13 protein-coding genes and 1 tRNA gene are annotated in these 18,622 nt (G+C 69.4%); 5 read left to right on the top strand and 9 right to left on the bottom strand.

Translation table 11 applies throughout. From position 1 onward, the window contains the following. Window positions 1-112: 112 nt before the first annotated feature. From cysS to ACH4FX_RS11380, 3 genes are all read left to right on the top strand, one after another. Window positions 113-1,507, top strand: a complete 1,395-nt coding sequence (gene cysS, locus ACH4FX_RS11390; protein ID WP_398477509.1) for a cysteine--tRNA ligase — start codon at window positions 113-115, stop codon at window positions 1,505-1,507. Between the two features lie 355 nt (window positions 1,508-1,862). Continuing rightward, window positions 1,863-2,822, top strand: a complete 960-nt coding sequence (rlmB, locus tag ACH4FX_RS11385; protein WP_398477507.1) for a 23S rRNA (guanosine(2251)-2'-O)-methyltransferase RlmB — start codon at window positions 1,863-1,865, stop codon at window positions 2,820-2,822. Window positions 2,823-3,199: 377 nt separating this feature from the next. Continuing rightward, window positions 3,200-4,843: a DoxX family membrane protein gene (locus ACH4FX_RS11380; protein ID WP_398477505.1), complete on the top strand. Its 1,644-nt coding sequence runs from the start codon at window positions 3,200-3,202 to the stop codon at window positions 4,841-4,843. Between the two features lie 260 nt (window positions 4,844-5,103). Here ACH4FX_RS11380 and ACH4FX_RS11375 read toward each other — a convergent pair whose 3' ends face one another. The 3 genes from ACH4FX_RS11375 to ACH4FX_RS11365 all read right to left on the bottom strand — a co-directional run bounded on the left by ACH4FX_RS11375 (window position 5,104) and on the right by ACH4FX_RS11365 (window position 7,722). Then, window positions 5,104-5,829, bottom strand: a complete 726-nt coding sequence (locus ACH4FX_RS11375; protein ID WP_398477503.1) for an NDP-sugar synthase — start codon at window positions 5,827-5,829, stop codon at window positions 5,104-5,106. A gap of 30 nt (window positions 5,830-5,859) precedes the next feature. Further along, on the bottom strand, window positions 5,860-6,279 hold the full coding sequence (locus tag ACH4FX_RS11370; RefSeq protein WP_398477501.1) for a hypothetical protein: 420 nt from the start codon (window positions 6,277-6,279) through the stop codon (window positions 5,860-5,862). A gap of 306 nt (window positions 6,280-6,585) precedes the next feature. Next, window positions 6,586-7,722 carry an ABC transporter ATP-binding protein gene (locus ACH4FX_RS11365; protein WP_398477499.1) on the bottom strand — a complete coding sequence of 379 codons (1,137 nt, stop codon included), beginning with the start codon at window positions 7,720-7,722 and terminating at the stop codon, window positions 6,586-6,588. Between the two features lie 177 nt (window positions 7,723-7,899). Between ACH4FX_RS11365 and ACH4FX_RS11360 the strand changes: the two genes are divergently transcribed. Continuing rightward, a tRNA-Thr gene (locus tag ACH4FX_RS11360) sits at window positions 7,900-7,973 on the top strand. A 300-nt stretch (window positions 7,974-8,273) separates the two neighbouring features. Here ACH4FX_RS11360 and ACH4FX_RS11355 read toward each other — a convergent pair. From ACH4FX_RS11355 to ACH4FX_RS11330, 6 genes are all read right to left on the bottom strand, one after another. Further along, window positions 8,274-9,302: a YgjP-like metallopeptidase domain-containing protein gene (locus tag ACH4FX_RS11355; RefSeq protein ID WP_398477497.1), complete on the bottom strand. Its 1,029-nt coding sequence runs from the start codon at window positions 9,300-9,302 to the stop codon at window positions 8,274-8,276. Between the two features lie 112 nt (window positions 9,303-9,414). Beyond that, window positions 9,415-10,953, bottom strand: a complete 1,539-nt coding sequence (locus ACH4FX_RS11350; RefSeq protein ID WP_398477495.1) for a ParB/RepB/Spo0J family partition protein — start codon at window positions 10,951-10,953, stop codon at window positions 9,415-9,417. A gap of 59 nt (window positions 10,954-11,012) precedes the next feature. Then, window positions 11,013-11,696, bottom strand: a complete 684-nt coding sequence (locus tag ACH4FX_RS11345; RefSeq protein WP_398477494.1) for a hypothetical protein — start codon at window positions 11,694-11,696, stop codon at window positions 11,013-11,015. A gap of 106 nt (window positions 11,697-11,802) precedes the next feature. Next, window positions 11,803-12,585, bottom strand: coding sequence for a phosphoadenosine phosphosulfate reductase (locus ACH4FX_RS11340; RefSeq protein WP_398477492.1), 783 nt, complete (start codon window positions 12,583-12,585; stop codon window positions 11,803-11,805). Continuing rightward, complete coding sequence (locus tag ACH4FX_RS11335) at window positions 12,582-13,676, bottom strand: N-6 DNA methylase (protein WP_398477490.1); 1,095 nt, start codon at window positions 13,674-13,676, stop codon at window positions 12,582-12,584. The genes ACH4FX_RS11340 and ACH4FX_RS11335 overlap by 4 nt, the downstream gene beginning before the upstream one ends. A gap of 308 nt (window positions 13,677-13,984) precedes the next feature. Continuing rightward, a protein-coding gene (locus tag ACH4FX_RS11330; protein WP_398477488.1) for an IS5 family transposase occupies window positions 13,985-14,829 on the bottom strand; the annotation gives its coding sequence in 2 pieces (ribosomal slippage) (window positions 13,985-14,473 and window positions 14,476-14,829; 843 coding nt in all). Window positions 14,830-15,410: 581 nt separating this feature from the next. On the opposite strand from ACH4FX_RS11330, the gene ACH4FX_RS11325 reads away from it, so the two are divergent. After that, complete coding sequence (locus ACH4FX_RS11325; protein WP_398477486.1) at window positions 15,411-18,047, top strand: tetratricopeptide repeat protein; 2,637 nt, start codon at window positions 15,411-15,413, stop codon at window positions 18,045-18,047. Window positions 18,048-18,622 lie beyond the last annotated feature (575 nt).

Raw genomic sequence — 18,622 nt, 5'->3', positions numbered from 1 at the left:
GGCTCCGGAACCACGGTGACCACACGCTACGTGTCAAGGGGAACATCACGCTTCTGTGACCGTGTCCCTGTGGGGGCGCCGGGCACTGTCCGGTTCGGACTACCCTTGACGCGTGACTATTCGCCTGTACGACACCAGCGCCCGGCAGACTCGTGATTTCACCCCGCTCACGCCGGGCTGTGTCTCGATCTACCTGTGTGGCGCGACCGTGCAGGCCGCCCCGCACATCGGGCACATCCGGTCGGGGCTGAACTTCGACATCATGCGCCGCTGGTTCCTGTACCGCGGCTACGACGTGACGTTCATCCGCAACGTCACGGACATCGACGACAAGATCATCACGAAGGCCGCCGACCAGGGCCGCCCGTGGTGGGCCATCGGCTACGAGAACGAGGTCGCCTTCAACACGGCCTACGACACGCTCGGCTGCCTGCGCCCCACCTACGAGCCACGCGCGACCGGTCACGTCCCCGAGATGATCGAAATGATGCGGGGGCTGATCGAGCGCGGCCACGCCTACGCGGCGGACGGCAACGTCTACTTCGATGTGCGCTCCTTCCCGGACTACCTGGAGCTGTCCAACCAGGAGCTGGACAACCTCCTCCAGCCCTCCGGCGAGGGCGAGACCGGCAAGCGCGACCCGCGCGACTTCGCCATGTGGAAGGCGGCGAAGCCGGGCGAGCCGAGCTGGGAGACCCCGTGGGGCCGCGGCCGCCCCGGCTGGCACCTGGAGTGCTCGGCGATGGCACACAAGTACCTGGGCACCGCCTTCGACATCCACGGCGGCGGCGTCGACCTGGTCTTCCCGCACCACGAGAACGAGATCGCGCAGGCCAAGGCGTACGGCGACGACTTCGCCGCCTACTGGTGCCACAACGCGTGGGTGACCATCAGCGGCGAGAAGATGGCGAAGTCCCTGGGCAACTCGGTGCTGGTCTCCGAGATGCTCAAGCGCTGGCGCCCGATCGTGCTGCGCTACTACCTGGGCACCCCGCACTACCGCTCGATGATCGAGTACAGCGAGGAGGCGCTGCGCGAGGCCGAGTCCGCGTTCGCGCGGATCGAGGGCTTCATCCAGCGCGTGGTGGAGAAGGCCGGTCCGGTCGAGCCCGCCGCCGAGGTGCCGCCGGCCTTCGCCGAGGCGATGGACGACGACCTCGGCGTCCCGCAGGCGCTCGCCGTCGTGCACACCACCGTCCGGCAGGGGAACTCCGCGCTGACGGCCGACGACAAGGAAGCGGCGGTCGCCCGGCTGGCGGAGGTCCGCGCCATGCTCGGCGTGCTGGGCCTGGACCCGCTGGACGAGCACTGGTCGGGCGGCGGCACGGACCGCGGCGAGGACCTGCACGGCGTCGTCGACTCGCTGGTCCGGCTGGTCCTGGACCAGCGCCAGGCGGCCCGTACCCGTAAGGACTACGCGACCGCCGACGCCATCCGCGACCAGCTCCAGCAGTCCGGCCTGGCCATCGAGGACACTCCTTCGGGGCCTCGCTGGTCGTTGTCCTGAGGTGATCGTCGCCGGTCGGTGGGCGGGGCGGCCGAGGCCGTGGGCCGACCGCCTTCGGCTCCGGCCCGGTGGCGGCTCGCCGTACCGGGCCGCAGGTCCTTGAGGGCATCGGTCTGCGGACGGCCACCGGCCCCGGACGGGGCCCGTCACGGACAGGCGGCCGCCTCGGCTGATGCGGGCGACCGCCTCGGCGGGGTGCCGGTTGGCCGTACCGGCCGTCTCCGGGCGACACTTCTTGCAGACACGCATCGGACGCGGAGCCCACCCGCGTCCGGCGCACCAGACATACACATCCGTACGTACGTATCCACTCCACGTCGCGAGACGTCGAGAGCAGTGAAGAGACAGGTGACCCATGGCCGGCAACAGCCAGCGCAGGAACCGCCGCACGTCCAACAAGAAGGGCATGCAGGTCGGCAGTGGCGGCCAGCGGCGCCGGGGCCTGGAAGGCAAGGGCCCGACCCCGCCCGCGTCCGCGCGCAAGGGACATGTGAAGAACCGCATCGCCACCGCCAAGGCCAAGCAGGCGGCCAACCGGCGCCCGGCCCCGCGCCGCGGCGGCGCCAAGGGCACCTCGGAGCTGGTCGTCGGCCGTAACCCGGTCTTCGAGGCGCTGCGTGACGGCGTGCCCGCGACGACGCTGTACGTGCAGCAGTTCATCGAGAGCGACGAGCGGGTGCGCGAGGCGCTCCAGCTCGCCGCCGACCGCGGCAACATCAACCTGATGGAGGCGCCGCGCCCCGAGCTCGACCGGATGACCAACGGGCTCAACCACCAGGGTCTGGTCCTCCAGGTGCCGCCCTACGAGTACGCACACCCCGAGGACCTGGCCACCACCGCCTTCGACGGGGGCGAGGACCCGCTGATCGTCGCGCTGGACGGGGTCACCGACCCGCGCAACCTGGGTGCCGTGGTGCGCTCCGTGGCCGCGTTCGGCGGGCACGGCGTGGTCGTGCCGGAGCGGCGCGCCGCCGGCATGACGGCCGGCGCGTGGAAGACCTCGGCGGGCACGGCGGCCCGTACGCCGGTCGCCCGCGCCACGAACCTGACGCGCGCCCTGGAGGGCTACCAGAAGGCGGGCATGACCGTCGTGGGCCTGGCGGCGGACGGCGAGATGGAGCTCCAGGACCTGGAGGTGCTGGACGGCCCGGTCGTCATCGTCGTCGGCAGCGAGGGCAAGGGCCTGTCGCGCCTGGTCGGCGAGACCTGTGACGTACGCGTCCGGATCCCGATGCCGGGCGGCGCGGAGTCGCTGAACGCGGGTGTCGCGGCGGGCGTGGTCCTGTGGGAGGCCGCGCGCCGGCGCGCGGCCTGAGCCGGTAGAGGTGGTGAGGGCGCGCGGCCGGGAGCACCGGGCCGCGCGCCCGCCCCTTTTCGGCGGGTGCCGCCGGCGCGGCGGGACCGTTGCGGTGGCTGCCGTCGATGGATACGGCTTCTCGCCTCGTGTGCGGCCGAGGAACACCGGCTTGTGCACCGCCGTCCGTCCGCGCCCGCCCATTGTTTTCGGACGGGCGTCCGACGGGTCATCCGTAAGGCTGTTCGGCGACGGGTGCCGAAACGCTTACGTCAGAGGCTCCCCGCGGCCTTGCGGAGGTCATCCGTACGACCGCCGGTGATCCCGCGCTCCCTTGACGGGCCTCGGACAGATAGGCGTGGTCAAGGCAGTGTCTTAAACGCGGGTCACTCGGTTAGATGAGCGTGGACACCAGAACACCCCGCACGCCTACGGGGGGACGCTCGCCGGGCTTCGATGACGAGCCGGTGCTGAGCTCGGTCAAGGTGCCGTGCGATCCCGCGCAGGTCATCGTCAATCACGCCAGCTTCCGCGTGCAGCTCGCCGCGCCCGCCACAACCGGCAGCGCCATGGCCGACACCGCACGCATCCCCGTGGTCCGGGAGCCGGTGGTGGGCAGACGCCGCGCGCCCGTGGTGTGGAGCGGCCGCACCGATCCGGGCGGCACCACCGCGGCCACCAGCCAACTCCTGCACGCCGTACGGAACTCCGGCCGGACCACCGCCGCCGATCGGGGTGAGGACGCCGGCACCACGACCCAGGTTCTGCCCAGGGTCCGGATCGACGAGGAGCAGCCCGCCGCCGGCTCCGGTGGTCCGGGCTCGACCGTGATCGGCCAGCGCGGCCCCGTGGACGCGGACACCACGCTGCTCAAGGGCGTCCGGCCGACCACCGGCGCCTACGACCACTACGAGGACGAGCCGCCGTATCCGAACGAGGAAACCGCCGCGTACGAGCGGTACGGCGACGAGCCCAAGCGGCGCGGTGAGACGATCCGCCACGCGTACTACCCCGGCCACCGGATGAACCTCGGCGTCGTCCTGCTGCCGCTGCGCGTCTTCCTCGGCCTGATCAGCGTGTACGCGGGCATGGGCAAGCTCTGCGACCCCGTCTACTTCGACGGCGGCGAGCGCGGCTCGATGGTCAAGTGGCTCCGTTCGCTGGACCCGTGGACGCTGGTGGCGCCGCTGCGCGACTTCGCGCTGTCGCACCCGGTGGGAGCCGGCCTGACCGTGGCCTTCCTCCAGGTGGTGGTCGGCGTGCTGACCATGTGCGGGCTGTGGCAGCGGGTCGCCGCGTCGTTCGGCGCGCTGCTCTCCGCCGCGCTCCTGATGACGGTCAGCTGGCGCACCGTACCGGTCTACGACGCGCCGGACATCATCTACCTCGCCGCCTGGAGCCCGCTGGTCATCGCGGGCGCGCCGGTCTACTCGATGGACTCCAGGCTGGCCGGGGAGGCGTGGCGGCGGCTGGGCCCGCGGGTCGAGCTGTGGGACCTGCGGCGCCGGGTACTGCGCCGCGGCGCCGTCCTGACGGCCGTGATCGCCGGGCTGACGCTGCTGGTCGGGTCGCTGCTGGGCGGAGCCGTACGGTCCGCCACGGTGCCGTCCGTACCGGAGCCCGGCGAGCCGGCGACGAACAACCTGCCCGGCTCGCCGCTGCCCCAGCAGTCGCAGCCCGGCGGCGCGAAGGGCCGGCACGGCCCCGGACACACCGGCAAGGCGCCGAAGCACTCCGGGAAGCCGTCGGCCGGTGCCTCGCGCAAGGCGGGCTCCCCGAAGGCGAAGGCCCCGTCGGCCTCGGCCCCCGGTACGGCGCGCGCCACCGGCAGCGTCACCGGGTCGGCGCAGGAGCCCGGCCGTACGTCCAGCGGCACCCCGCCGCGGCAGTCCGCACCGACCCGGGCGCCGGCGACGACCCCCCAGGCACCGTCCGTCGGCGGCACCGCCGGCGGCACCAACGGCGGTGCGAGCGAGAGCGGTTCGAGCAGCTCCAGCAGCGGCAGGGGCCGTGGGAGCACGCTGGGCGGGCTGCTGGGGTGAGGTGGGGCCCCGGGGCCTCGGAGACGCCGGAAGGCGCCTTACGGGGCTCCGGGGCCCTGTCCTGAGAGCCCTGGAAGCCCGGGGCGTGGAAACCCGGGAGCCCGGAGTCCTCGACCGAACGAACCGCCCCCGCGGGCTCTGATGCGGGGGCGGTTTGCTGCGTGGCCGTGAGGGGCGCTGGCGGGAGCTGTACCGCGGGAATTGTCGGATGGCGCGGGGACGGCGTCGTACGGGCCTACGGGTCTACGGGCCTACGGGCCTCAAGCCCCCTGCGCGCCCAGTTCCTTGGCGGCCTCGGTCAGGTCCTTGGCCGTGTCGATGGCGCGCCAGTACGCCCCGTGCGGCAGCGGGAAACCCGCCAGCCGGCGTTCGCGGGCCAGCCGGGGGAAGGTGGTGCGCTCGTGGTCCCCGCGCTCCGGCAGCAGCCCGGTGAAGGCGGCGGAGAAGACGTACACACCGGCGTTGATCAGATAAGGCGAGGGGGGCGACTCGATGAAGTCGAGAACGTGGCCGAACTCGTCGGTCTCCACGGCGCCCCAGGGAATGCGCGGCCGGGCCAGCGCGAGGGTGGCGTCCGCGCCGCGCTCATGGTGGAAGTCCGCCATCTCGCGCAGGGAGAAGCGGGTCCAGATGTCGCCGTTGGTCGCGTACCAGGGCTCGTCCCGCCGGGGCAGCGAGGCGGCGGCGTACTTGAGACCGCCACCGCGACCGAGCGGCTCGGTCTCGACAACGGTCGTCACCCGCAGGGGAAGTTGTGCCTGGGACAGCCAGTCCTGGAGCACCTCGGCCAGGTGGCCGCAGGAGACCACCGCGTCCGTAACGCCCTCCGCGGCCAGCCAGGCGAGCTGATGGCCGATGATCGGGGTTCCGGTGCCGGGAATCTCGACCATCGGCTTGGGACGGTCGTCGGTGTACGGGCGGAGGCGCGAACCCTGGCCTCCGGCCAGGACCACGGCCTGCGTGGGGTGCGGGTAGGGGGCTGTCATGGTTCGCACCCTATGCGGTGCGAGTCGGACTCACTGGACAGAGGCGACGCCGGTGGCGAACGACGTATCGCAGACCGGCCGGGACCATGCCTGCGCCCGGTGCGCGGCACCGCCGTACTTGGCGACCGCGGCACGGCCCAGGGCACGGGCGATGGCCATGCAGTGCTTGGCCAGCGAGGGACGCTTGGTGGTCTCCTCCTGGAGATGGGTCAGGGCGACACCGGGATCCTTCTCCTGGAGTTCCACCAGGAGCCGGTCGCGGAGCAGGTCCTGCGGCGCCCGGGAACCGGCCTTGGTGGAGGCGTTCTCGGAGGACGCGGTCAGCATCTGCGAGTCCGTCCCGGGCGACGCCCACGGGACGCGGGTGACGGCGAGCGTCCCGGACAGGACGAGCACGACGGGAAGGACGAGGGCGAGGGTTCGGCCGATACGGCGGGCTGCGGAGTTCACGGGGCGATGGTAGCGAGTAGTGATGATTTGGCGACATTTAGTCACCGAATCGAGCGATGTTTTCGCTCTCCGGGCGTGCGCGATGTTGACGTACAGGCTCGAAATGACGGCTGTGCCGGGGTATTTGTCGACAAGGTGCGGAGGTCGGTTCGTGCTTTGTGTCCGGAGTCCTGGGCTCTGGGGCACGGGCCCTGCGCCCTGCGCTGCGTACGGAAAAGGCGGTGGCGGCCCTGAAGGACCGCCACCGCCTTGTGCCGGGGGCTGCTGAGCCAACGGAACCGCTTAGCCGCTCAGCCCCTTGACCGCTCAGTCACTCAGCCGCTCACCCGTCGACGTCGAGAAGACGTGCGTCTCACCCGGTCGCGGTACGACATGCAGCTCGGTGCCCTTCTCCGGCACCTGCCGCCCGTTGACGCGTACGACCAGGTCCTTGTGCTCGTCACCGACGACCGCGGACCCGTAGACGTACCCATCGGCGCCCAGCTCCTCGACGACGTTGACGGTGACGGCGAGGCCCGCCGGGGCATCCGCGGCCTCCTTGGAGAGCGACTTGGCGGCGCCGCCGTTCTGCTCGACGATGTCGAAGTGCTCGGGACGGACGCCGACGGTGACCGTACGGTCGCCCCTGTCGGCCGCGGCGGCCAGCGCCTCCCGGCTGACCGGCACGACGCTGTTGCCGAACTTCACACCACCGTCCGTGATCGGCACCTCGACCAGGTTCATCGCCGGCGACCCGATGAAACCCGCGACGAAGAGGTTGCTGGGCCGGTCGTACATGTTGCGCGGCGAGTCGATCTGCTGGAGCAACCCGTCCTTGAGGACGGCGACCCGGTCGCCCATGGTCATGGCCTCGACCTGGTCGTGCGTGACGTACACGGTGGTGATCCCGAGGCGCCGCTGCAGGCCGGCGATCTGCGTACGCGTCTGTACGCGCAGCTTCGCGTCCAGGTTGGACAGCGGCTCGTCCATGAGGAACACCTGGGGCTCCCGCACGATGGCGCGGCCCATGGCCACCCGCTGGCGCTGGCCACCGGAGAGCGCCTTCGGCTTGCGCCCCAGGTACTCGGTCAGGTCCAGGATCTTCGCCGCGTCCTCGACCTTCTGCCGGATCTCCGCCTTGTTGACGCCCGCGATCTTGAGCGCGAAGCCCATGTTGTCGGCCACGGTCATGTGCGGGTACAGCGCGTAATTCTGGAACACCATGGCGATGTCCCGGTCCTTCGGCGGCAGGTGCGTGACGTCCCGGTCCCCGATGCGGATCGCACCGTCGTTGACGTCCTCCAGCCCCGCCAGCATCCGCAGCGAGGTCGACTTCCCACACCCGGACGGCCCGACCAGGACGAGGAACTCACCGTCCTCGATCTCGATGTCCAGCTTGTCGACGGCGGGCTTCTCGGAACCCGGGTAGATGCGGGTTGCCTGGTCGTACGTGACCGTAGCCATGGTGTGTCCCTTCACCGGCAGGAACGTGCCGGACGATCCGAGTAAAAGGAGTGGTGTAGTCCACTGCTGTGGACTGACCGTGACGGTACCCGCGCCGACGCCCGGTGTCAGTAGCCCGCGGGTCACGAAACAGCGGCGCCAGGTAGGCTGCGTGCCTGGGTACACTTCACCAGGCACGCCTCCTTAGCTCAGCTGGTCAGAGCAACGCTCTTGTAAAGCGTAGGTCGTCGGTTCGAATCCGACAGGGGGCTCTAGCTGTGACCAGGTAAAACGCGCCGAGAACGCCCCTCCGGAAGATCCTCCGGAGGGGCGTTTTTCGCCCTCTGAAGCCGGTCCGTGGACAAAACGTGGACAACGCGTAACCCAGGGGCCGGAGAGCAGCGGAGCTGTTCTCCCGGGTTCTACCGAGCCTGCAAGTCTGCTCCAGCAGCCTGCCGGGGCCTGGTAGCCGCGTCGTTTCGGTGGCGCTTGAGGGCTCGCGCGGGCGGCTGAGGGAAGCCGCGCGTCCTCAAGGCCAGAGGTGGGCAGATGAGGGTTCTCGTGAGGTCAGGTCATGCCGGGAGGACCATGCGCTGGGTGGCGATGTCCCAGTGGCATTCGCTGTAGAGACGGTTGAGGTCGTGGTGGGCGTCGGGGTCGTCGGCGTTGCAGGGTTCGTAGCCGTTGGGGCCGTGGCGGTAGTAGAAGCCGTACTCGGCGCATTCGGCTTCGCCGGGGTACTGGCCGGTCCAGACGGTGTTGCAGAGTTCGGCGGGGTGGCAGTTGCCGCGCTGGCGGCCGGTGAGGGCGCAGCGGGCGATGTCGCAGTGGGCGGAGTGGAGGGCGCCGCGGGGGGCTGAGCAGGCGGGGCAGGTGCCGTTCGGTGCCGGCTTCGGGTGTGGGAGTGGGGTGTCGGTGAGGTCGCCGAGCCATAGGTTCCGGAGTTGTTTGTCGAGCTGGTGGGTGTCGGCGATGGTGTGGAGGTCGAGTGAGCGATGGAGGAGTTCTCGGAGGAGTGGGGGTGGGAGTTGGGCGGTGGCCCAGTGGAGGGTGAGGCCGCGGTCGGGGTGGTGGCGGGCCCATGTGGTGCGGAGGCGGGGGGATGCGATGAGGGGCATGTCTGGTGTGTTGGTGTATCGGGTGATATGGGGCCCGTAGATTTTCAGCCATTCCTGTGCGGTTTTGGTGTGGAGGTAGATCAGCTCTCGGCGTGCTTTGTCCAGGTTTAGCGAGGTGGTGCGCTGCATGAGGACAGCGGCGCCCGATTTGGGGTCTTCTTGCCGTGCGGCAGGGGAGGGAAGTGCGTCGTCGGGGACGATGCGGAATCGGTGCGGGCGGCCGAGGAGGGTGAACTGCTCCCCGTCGGCGAGGTGCCGCTTAGGGGAGCGGGGGGTGGTCTCGGCGAGGTGGTTGAGCTGCCGGTAGATCCATCGGCGGCGGCGTTCGACGAGTGCGGTCGCTTCGGCGTCGGTGGTGTGGCGGGGGCCTCGGACGACGATGGTGCCTGATGTGGTGACGTCGAGTGCCAGGGTGGTGCGGTCGCTGGTTCTGACGCTGACGGTGGCGCCTCCGACGAGGAGGGTGCGCTGGTGCTCGGGCATGGGGGCTTTCGGGTCGGCCCGGCACCCCGCCCAGGCCGTAGGTTAGGTTCTACTATGGCTGAGGGGTGGTGCCGGGGGCTAAGAGAGGGGCGTGGTGTGGTGCCGGAAGTGGTCAGGCCGCGGTGCCGGATGACCGTTCGGGGACGGTGTCGAGGACTTCGGCCTCGACGTCGCTGAGTGCGTACTTCTGTCGTTGGAGGAAGGCCAGCCAGTCAGTGGTGTCTTTGCTGATGGGGTCCCGCCACGCCTGGTCGGACATGGCCTGGTGTTCGTACATCGCGGCTACCTGGGCGAAGAGCAGCCTCCAGCGTGCGGTTGGTCCGGTGCGGGCGATGAGCGGCCCGAAGGGGTCTTGGACTCGTCGCCACGGTTCGCTGTCGTGGTTGGGGTCCTTGATCTTCAGGAAGGTCGAGATGAGGTCGGTGCGCTGGCGTGAGATGTAGCGGGAGTAGGTGTCGGAGGTGCCGGTGATCGTGGTGAGGATCAGCTTCCAGATCTCATCGGGAGCGTCGCCGGGGCGGGCGCACAGGTTGGCGATGAATTCCTGTCGCACAGGCCGGGCTTGGCGCCAGGCCGCGTTGTAGCGGATGGTTCTGCGTCGCTTCGCTGCCATCTCGGCGGCGTTCGGGGCTGCTGATCCGGATGCTTCGGGGCTCAGCTTGTGCTGGTTGGCCTGCCACCTGGTGCACAGCCAGACCACCTTGGGCTTGAACGGGTTGAGGGTGGCGGCGTGGCCGGGGCACTTGGCGTGCTGGTCGGCGGTTATGGGGGTGCCCAGTGCCGTGGCCAGGTCGGTGAGGGGGCGTGTGGGTGTCTCGCGCCACTGCCAGTGCCAGTCCACGAGCGTGACTCCGGCGGCGGCGAGGTCCTGCTTGAGCTGGGCGCGCTTGGCCTTCTCGGCTGCTTCGTCCTTGAGGCACTGAAGGGCGTGTGCCCAGTGGCCGCGCGTGCCGGCGCCGTCGTTGCGGTCCCGGGCCTTCGCCGCTTCGAGGCGGCTGCGGGCGTTGCTGATGTGTGCGACTTCCTGGTAGTCGGCAAGCTCCACCAGGTCGAAGTCGTGGGCGGCGGCGCTGAGGTTCTTGTCGTCCAGCTTCGATGCTTTGCCGGCGGCGGAGAGTTCGGCGGCGGACAGGCCGAGCGCGCGTGCGTGGCGTTCCTTGGCTGCTTGGGGCAGCGGCATCAGGGATAGCTGCCGGGCGGCTTCGACGTAGTCGCGGGCGTTTGCGTCCCGACGGTGTTTGTTCTCGATGACCGACAGGGTCAGTGCTTCGTCATCGACGCCGCGGAGGTCGTCGCGGATCAAGGCGGGAACGAGCATGTAGGAGCGGCCCTCGTCATTGGCCTTGTCGGCGGCGATGATCGCTGCCTTGCAGCGGCGCTGCCCGAAGATGATGCCGAGTTTGCCTTCGTTGTCTCCGGTCTGCGGGCGCAGCAGGACCAGGCTTTGCACACCGACCTCTTCCACGGAGGCGATCAGGTCCGGGTCGGGTTCGGTTCCGTCCGGTTCGCCTTCGGTGCGGTGCTGGCGGTGGTTGTACGGGTCGATGACGAGTTCGTAGGGATCGACCCAGGCGAAGCGGCCTTCGAAGGCTGGCTGTGCAGGCGGGGGTTCAGTGCTGTCGGGGGAGGTGGGGGCGGTTGTGGTCGTCATGTGAACTCCGAGGGTGAAGAGGAGGGGGCGGGCGCGGCACCCGCCCCCCGGCGTGTGGGTCAGGCGGCGGCCGGTACGGCCTTGGGCTTGGTCTTGCGCTTGGCCTGCGCCGTGGTGGTGGTCTTGGTGCGTGTGGCTGCGGGGGCCCTTTTCGCCGGGCGCTTGGGGGCGGGCTTGGTCTTGCTGGCTGTAGTGGGCTTCTTGGGGGTGGTCTTGGCGGGCGCGGCCTTCTTGGCGGCCGTCTTCTTCGCGGGGGCGTCCTTTGCGGCCGGCTCGCTGGTCGCGGGCGTGTCCGGCTGGTCGGTCTGCTGGGGCGTGGTCTCGGTGGGGGCCGGGGCGGGAATGCGGGTGCGGTCGTAGCGGAGCTTGGCGCGGTGGCCCTGGAAGACGGGGAACAGGCGCAGGAGGAGGGTGTCGAGGAGGGTGTCCAGGGGTGCTTCGGTGGTGGTGAAGTGGCAGGCGGCGTTGTAGCGGGGGCCGGGCGTCTTGGGGTCGCGGGCGAAGGTCTGGGCGGCGGATCCGTTCCACAGGCGGCGGATTCCGAAGGCGCGCCCGTCCTGGTGGGCGAAGTGGATTGTTTCCGGGTCGGAGTTGTCGCTGGTGTCGTCGTCCTTGCTCCAGCCGTCACCGAGCTTTTCGACGATGTTGTCGGCGAGCAGGTAGAGGTCGATGAGGGAGAGGCTGGCGGGGGCGGGTTCGGTCTCGTTGTCGGCGGCGGGGGTCTGAGTGGTGTTGGTGGTCATGGGGGTGTCTCCAAGAGGTGTTGGGTTGTGGTTTTCCCCCAACCCGTTGACTAAATTCTACTACGCCTAAGGGGGGCGTCAACTGCGAAGCTGCAGGTCAGAGGGGCTAGGTCATGCACCAGCCGGAGTCGCAGCCCACATCAAATGGCAGCTCCTCCTGTGCTGCCTCGACCGCTTCCAGCAGCGGCCGACCGGTGCGGGTCAGGAACACCGCATCCTCCTTGCCGCCCCACTGCCGGTTCTCGTTCAGCGTCTCCTCAAGGCAGCAGGCGCGCAGGAAAAGCCCTGGGCGGTCGCGACGCATTTCCTTCCAGCCCCCGAGCGACTTCAGAGGGCAGAACCAGCATGCGCTCTTCGGGGGGATCGGCAGGCCCGCGTCCGCGATGATCTGCTGGCAGTCGATGCGGCGAAGCTTGAAGTCAAGCAACGGGTAGGCCAGCTGCTCGTACGGCTCGATTCGCCGGTTGGCTGCTCGCGTGACCTCGTCGAGCGAGATGCCGACGCCGACCGTCGCCGGGTTGCCGGGAGTCGCGCCGTTTGCCTTCAGCCACCTGCCCGTGACGCTGATCTTGAAGTCCCGGGTACAGCCTCGCGTTCCGGGCGCACCGTTCGACATGCGGATGGGTATGGGCAGGGCGCGAGAGCCCTGCTTCATCATTCGGCCCCACAGTGTCTCCCTCCCGCCGGCGCGCAGCGTGCGATGCAGGACATGCAGGTCAAGGTCGTTGGCTGCCGCGTACGGCCTCGCTACGTACTCAAGCGTTGCCGGGTCTTCGCTGTCGTCGCCAACGTTTGCGAACAGCAGGGTGCGATACGGAATCTCGTGGCGGGCGGCCAAGACCATGAGCGCAGTGCTCTGCACCCCTCCGCCGTAGCTGATCACGTTCACGCCGCGCGCTCCGCGCTCTGGTCAAGCAGTCGCTGGGTCTGCCGGATGGCGGCAATGATCTTGGCCTTGTCGAGGACGGTGTTGCGGTGCTCGATCACGGCGCGAGCATGCTCGGCGGCCTCTTCGATGGCCTTGGGGTTGGCCAAGGTGTCAGCGCAGGCCACGGTGACGTGGGGGCCGAGGCCCCAGATGATGGCGTTGACTGCTGCGCAGGCGGCGGCGATCTCGTCGATATCGCACATCGACCACTGGAAATCGGCGGGGTCCAGGTGCTTCTCGCGCAGGTTCTGCGCTGCGGCGCGCAGCAGGCCACCGCTGCCGCCGGCCGGGTCGTGAATGTGCTGGCCCGGCTGCGGCTGGCCAGCCTCAGTGGCGGCCATCATGATGTCGAGAGTGTTGAAGCCCATGAATTCAGCCATGGCTTCCGCGACGGAAGCCGGGGTGTGGAACTCGCCGAGTCCCTGTTGGGCGCCGCGGCTCCGCAGCAGCATCATCACGGGCGAGAGTACGTCGGTCATGGAGCGCAGGTAGGGGTCGGTGTACCCGGTCAGGGTGAGCAGGCCGTTCTTCAGGGCCGCTTCCGTGACGGCGCGAACGGCGGATATGCGGTGCTTGTCGACGTCCGTGTCGTTCAGCCACTCGTGGAGGATGCGGGCCCGGTCGATGAGGTCGGGCCGGTGTGCCCAGTGGGTGGACCAGATCTCTCGGTACATGGCGATCAAGTTCGTGTCGTTCAGGCTGAGGATCTGTGTCGCGAGGTCGGGGCCGTTGGGGTCCTTCTGCCCGATCAGGCCAAGGGCGGCCACGATGCCGATCGGTACGTGGATGTGGTTGCCCCCGTGCTGCCGGTTCCAGGCGCCGGCGACGGCTTCGCCGATCTCCAGAGCCTGGGCGTGGGGGTTGCTTGGGGGGTGGATGCTGGTGGTGCGCGGACGTGCCGGTGCGGTGAGCTGCTTGTGGGCTGGCCGCGGTGCGGGTGAAGGCGGGGCGGTGTTGCGGTTGGGCTTTGCGGTGAAGGTTGCCGGGGTCTTGGTGCGGGGCGGAGCGGGGGATGGCTGGAGGCCGGCGAAGAGGTCGAGCTGCTGCGTCATGGGTCTTCGTTTCTGTCGGGGTGGTGAAAATGCGGCGGCCCGCCCCGTGGGTGCGGGGCGGGCCAGGGTCGGAGGGCCCCTCCAACCGATAGGTAAATTCTACTATGTTCAGGGGTGAGGTCAACTGCTCTGGTGCGACGCCGAGTTGGTGCCACAGTAGGACTTCGCTGTCTGGCCTGTGGGCTTGGCTGGGCGGTTGGAGTACTAGTGGAGACAATTCATCGCTGTTCGGAGCGCGTTGCTGCGGAAGACCTGAAGGGGAACCGGCTATCGGTGTTCGCGCTGAGGGCTAGGGGCTCTCGTTTGGATCAGCGAGCGGACCAGAGGAAGATGCCAGCGATGTGCAGTCCGGCCAGGTAGATAGTGGCGGTCTTCTCATAGCGGGTGGCGATCCCGCGCCACTGCTTCAAACGGTTGATGCACCGCTCGACGGTGTTGCGCTGTTTGTATGCCTCGCGGTTGAAGGCTGGTGGCCTGCCGCCTCGGCTGCCCCGCCGCAGCCGGTGGCCACGCTGGTCGGCCGGGACCGGGATCACCGCCCGGATGCCGCGTTTGCGCAGGTGGTCACGGATCGCACGGGAGGAATACGCCTTGTCCGCCAGCACCACGTCCGGCCTCGTACGCGGGCGGCCACGCCGCCGGGGAACGCTCAAGCGGGCCATGACCGCCTCGAAGGCGGGTGCGTCCCCGGCCTGCCCGGCGGTGAGGACGAAGGCGAGGGGACGGCAGCGGCCGTCGGCGACGAGGTGAATCTTCGTGGTCAGTCCGCCGCGGGACCGGCCGATGGCGTGGTCGGCCGGCTCGCCGGCCGGGGCCCCTTTTTGCGGGCCCCCACCGCGTGCTGATGAGCCCGAACGATCGTGGAGTCCACCGAGACGGCCCAGGTCAGGTCCTCGTCGGCGTCGGCCTGGGCCATCAGCGCGGTAAACACCCGCTCCCATGTGCCGTCCACGGCCCACATCCGCAACCGGTTGTAGACACCTCTCCAGTTGCCGTACTTCTCCGGCAGGTGCACCCACTGCGTGCCGGTCTGGAACTTGAAGGCAATCGCGTCGATCACCACTCGGTGATCGCGCCAGCGACCACCCCGCCTCGGTGCCCGGTCCGGCAGCAACGGCTCGATCCGTGCCCACTGCACGTCGGTTAACGGCATACCTGGACCAACGACCAACCGATCCAAACGAAACTGCCTAGTTCGTGTGACGATCGCTCGTGTACGGGCCTACGTCAGGCGGCGACGTGCGCGCGGCACAGGCGCCCGCAGGGAGCAGTGTGCGGTGGGCCGGTGCGTGGTGTCGGCAGGAGGATCCAGGACATGCGCTCTGGCGGGAGGGGCGGTTTCATGACGGGGTGGCGGCGAGCTTGGTGGTGGGGGCTGGCGGCGGCCGGTGCTGGCGCGGCGGTCGGGCTGCTGTTGTGGGTGTCAGCCGCGAACCTGGAACGGTCGAGTCAGGCCTGGGGGGTGGTCGGTTCGCTGGCCGGGGTCTTGGCTCTGGGGGTCGCCCTGTGGCAGCTGAAGGCCTCCGTGACGGCGCCGCCCGTCCGGGTGCCGCCGAGGCCGGTGCGGGCTGAGGGCGGGGCGAACGCCGCGGGGGGAACCATCCGCGACTCCCAGGCTCGGGATGCCGCGCCCCGGGCAGCCACGGCGACAGGCGGGACGGGCGTCTCGGCGAGCGGCGGATCGAACGCGGCCGGCGAGGACATCGAAGGATCCACCGCACACCGGAGCCCGCGTTGAAAGCGCCCCGCCGCCGCGAGGACGCTGAGCCGCCGCAGGTGTCCGCGGCGCAGGGGGCCAATGCCGCGGGCCGCGATGTGATCAACTCGGTTGCCCTGTACGCGGAGCAGGCGAAACTGCTGCCAGAAGCGGCGTACGGGCTGATCCCCGACGAAGCCGCCCAGAACGGCTTGTCGAACATCCCTAGGACCGCAGGCTTCGTGGGCCGCGCCGACGAGCTGGATACGCTGGATGCAGCGTTCGCCGACCCGGGGGCAGTAGTGCTGCACGCGGTCTATGGGCTGGGCGGGGTCGGCAAGAGCGCGCTGGCCGCCCATTGGGCCGCGCACCGGGCCACCGCCGCCCTGCGTTGGTGGATCACCGCCGACAGCGCGGCGGCTGTCGACAAGGGCGTGGCGGACCTGGCCGTCGCCCTGCAGCCGGGCCTGACCGAGTTGCCCGCCGAACTGCGGAAGGAACGAGCCCTGCACTGGCTCGCCGGACACGGTGACTGGTTGATAGTGCTGGACAACGTCGACCACCCCGACCACATCCGTCCTCTGGTGGACCGGGTACCGGGCGGCCGGGCCCTTATCACCACCCGCCGGTCGACCGGCTGGCACCGGCTCGCCACCACCATTCCTCTCGAGGTCCTCACCCCGGCCGACTCCACCGCCCTGTTCATCCAGGTCCTCACCCACAACGGTCCCCGCGACGGCGACGGCACAGCCCAGGTGTGCGCGGAGCTCGGGCATCTGGCGCTCGCGGTCGAACAAGCCGCCGCGTTCTGCGCCGAGACCGCCACCAGCCCCCGCGCCTATCTCGCCATGCTGCGCCAGTGGCCGGCCGAGATGTTCGCCGCCGGCCCCGAAGGCTGCGACTCCGAGCGCACCATCGCCAGGATCTGGCGCATCACCCTCGACCGTCTGACCGACACACCACTGGCCGGTCAGATCCTGCGCATCCTGGCCTGGTACGCCCCCGACCACATCCCCCGTACCTTGCTCGGCGGCCTTGCCCCACCACCCGTTTTGGCCCACGCTGTGGGGCGCCTGCTCGGGTACAGCATGATCACCGAAAACGGTGACGGCACCCTCAGCGTGCACCGCCTGCTCCAAGCCCTCGCCCGAACCCCCGACCTCGACGACCCCCACCGTCCAGCAGCCGATATCAACCATGCTCGCGACCACGCCGCCACACGTCTCGAAGACACGTTTCCCGCGGACATCGATCAGCCTGGCCACTGGCCGCAGTGCCGGTCCCTCCTGCCCCACGTAGAGGCCCTGGCCCAGCACACCCTGCCCGACCACGACACCACGACAACCGCACTCCTGTTCCGGACCGCCGCTTTCCTCCTTGGACAGGGCGCAACAGCATCCGCCATCAGATACTTTTTACGCGTTCACACCACGTACGAACATGTCCTCGGCGACGACCACCCCCACACCCTGACCTCACGCAGCAACCTGGCAGTCGCCTACTACTCGGCGGGGGATCTCACCCGCGCCATCTCTCTGTACGAACGCGCCGTCACCGGGTATGAACGCGTCCTCGGTGACGACCATCCCGACACCCTGACCTCACGCAGCAACCTGGCGGCCGCCCATCAGGCGGCGGGGGATCTCACCCGCGCCATCACCCTGCACGAACGCACCCTCATCGACCGGGTCCGCATATTCGGTGACGATCACCCCGACACCTTGGGGTCACGAAACAACCTGGCGGCCGCCTACTACTCGGCGGGTGACCTCACCCGCGCCATCTCTCTGTACGAACGCGCCGTCACCGGGTATGAACGCGTCCTCGGCGAGGTCCATCCCGACACCCTGACCTCACGCAGCAACCTGGCGGCCGCCCATCAGGCGGCGGGGGATCTCACCCGCGCCATCTCTCTGTACGAACGGTCCATCACCGCGTTCGAACGCGTCCTCGGTGACGACCATCCCGACACCCTGGCCTCACGCAGCAGATTGGCGACCGCCTATCAGGCGGCGGGGGATCTCACCCGCGCCATCTCCCTGCACGAACGCACCCTCATCGACCGGGTCCGCATTCTCGGTGATGACCACCCCCACACCCTGACCTCACGCAACAGCCTGGCGACCACCTACTACTGGGCGGGGGATCTCACCCGCGCCATCACCTTGCACGAACGCACCCTCATCGACCGGGTCCGCGTCCTCGGTGACGATCACCCCGACACCCTAAACTCACGGAACAACCTGGCAGTTGCCTACTGCTCGGCGGGGGATCTCACCCGCGCCATCACCCTGCACGAACGCACCCTCATCGACCGGGTCCGCATTCTCGGTGATGACCATCCCGACACCCTGACCTCACGCAGCAACCTGGCGGCCGCCTATCAGGCGGCGGGGGATCTCACCCGCGCCATCTCTCTGTACGAACGGTCCATCACCGCGTTCGAACGCGTCCTCGGTGACGACCATCCCGACACCCTGACCTCACGCAGCAACCTGGCGGCCGCCTATCAGGCGGCGGGGGATCTCACCCGCGCCATCTCCCTGTACGAACGCACCCTCAGCGCGTGCGACCGCGTCCTCAGCGACGCGCATCCTCTGACGACCGCGGTGCAAAGAAACCTGGCCGCTGTGCGTGCAGCATCCGCGGAACCCCCACCTTCCAACCCGTCATAACATCCCGTCGGCGGGTGTTTGTCACCTTGCGGCGGGCACGGGCAGCTGGGCCGTGGTTGCCATGCGTGATCAGGTTCCAAGTTCAGTATCTGAGTGGGCAGCTAGAACCCCTCACGACTATCGGTCTGAGCGGTCTTCGCCTCGACTGGGCATTCGCGCCTTGCGGGCGGGTGGCCGACTCACGCCGGCGGCGCGCGGCCAGCGCGCGACGCAAACCGTACGAACCCGCCACCTTCTGCGGCGACCCATCCCTGCACGGAAGGACTCGTGAATGAGTGCTCCCCCGCCCTCGCGGCGCACTGTCGCTCTCGCCGGTGCCGTTCCCGTCATCAACGAGCCAGATCGAGGCTTTCGATGGCAGTGATATCACGCCCGACCCGATGCCGTCGCAGCCGCCGACGGTCCCGGCCCACCGCCGAGCCGACCAGGCCTGACGGCTGCAAGCTGTACGACATGGAGTGCAAGTCCGGTGGCCCCGGGGGAGGAATGCCCGCCTCGTTGGGGCCGCCGGATGACAGTGAGGGAAGCACCACCGGGGCCGTCGGGATCTGACTTTTGCGAATGCGTGGCTTACC

It is taken from the genome of Streptomyces sp. NPDC018019 (assembly GCF_044327805.1).
In the GTDB taxonomy this organism is placed as follows: domain Bacteria; phylum Actinomycetota; class Actinomycetes; order Streptomycetales; family Streptomycetaceae; genus Streptomyces.
Note: the sequence above shows the minus strand (reverse complement) of the source record. Positions and strands in the feature narration are given on the sequence as shown.